General features: G+C 76.6%; 1 protein-coding gene. It reads right to left on the bottom strand.

The genetic code is table 11. From position 1 onward, the window contains the following. Window positions 1-1,003: PucR family transcriptional regulator ligand-binding domain-containing protein (locus tag DQW06_RS09290; RefSeq protein ID WP_117198295.1), on the bottom strand; the 1,003-nt coding region annotated here is incomplete at its 3' end. Window positions 1,004-1,193 lie beyond the last annotated feature (190 nt).

Here is a 1,193-nt window from a genome sequence, read left to right as displayed (position 1 = left end):
CCAGCACGTCCTCCAGGACGCACAGAGCGCTGTCGCGCGCGGCGGCGGTGTCGCCGAGCACGTCGGTCAGCGCGTCCGCCGCGTGGTCCAGCAGCCGGTCGGGCGAGGGGGTCCGCAGGCACACCACCTCCCAGGGCGGGACGGGCAGGGGCAGGGGCGCCCGGGGCCGCCCCGTCACCGCGGCGAGCAGGACCGGGGCGCGTTCGCGGTACAGCGCCCGCCGGGCGTCGCGCGAGTGCAGCAGGTCCACCGCCAGCAGTGAGGCCGCGTGGTTGGCCAGCATGCGCACGTGCGGCGTCACCGGGGACGTGCAGCGCAGAGCCAGCCAGCCCAGGGTCCGGCCGGTGGGCCCCAGCGTCTGGAGGAGGACGCTCGCCTCCCCGTCGGCCAGCACCGTCATCCCGCGCGGGCGCCCCGCCAGGGCCGAGCGGACCAGCGCGTGCCAGGGGGGTTCGGTGTCGGGCACGGCCGCGCTCGTCATCCCGTTGCGGTCCAACAGCAGCGACGCCCCCGAGGTGGCCGAGGACAGCTCGCCCATCACCCCGGTCGGGCCCGAGCGCAGCGACGCGCGCGCCATCGCGTCCTGCGCGGTGAGCACCCGGTGCTGTTCGCGCGTGCGCTCGGCCGCGTAGTGGTCGGCCACCGCCTCCACCACCGCGACGAAGGGGGTCTCGCCCTCCACGCGCAGGATCGGCAGGCCCAGGGCGTCGCCCTCCTCCAGAGCCTCGGGAGGGACCTCGCGCCGCCACACGTCCACGGCCAACCCCAGGCCGGCGCACCCGGCCCCGTGCAGCCGGCGCACGTAGGCGCGGCGCGCCCGCTCGTCGGCGCCCAGCCCCAGCCCGACCGTGAGCACCAGCTCCCCGCCGCGCAGCCAGCGCACCGGGTCGTGCAGCTCGATCACGTGCGCCCAGCGGATCGCCCGGTCCAGGCCGGAGCGGCCCGCCGCCACCCGCACCTCCAGGTCCGGGTCGGCCGTGATGTCGCGGACCGTGATCGCCAACGCCCCTACCTCCTGCCTCGCGGGTTGTGCACTGTGCACATGTGTAACAGCTGGCGCGGTGCACACCGTCCCGGCGCGTACGGCCGGGGAGTGTCTACGGTCACAACAACACCCGAACCACCGGTCGTGACCCGCGGTGGCGCCCGTCCGCGACGTGTCGGCGGCGCCGCGGGTCACGACCGGTGGTTCG

It is taken from the genome of Nocardiopsis sp. TNDT3, assembly GCF_003427465.1.
In the GTDB taxonomy this organism is placed as follows: domain Bacteria; phylum Actinomycetota; class Actinomycetes; order Streptosporangiales; family Streptosporangiaceae; genus Nocardiopsis; species Nocardiopsis dassonvillei.
The sequence above is the reverse complement of the archived record's forward strand: the minus strand, read 5'-3'. Positions and strand labels throughout refer to the sequence as shown.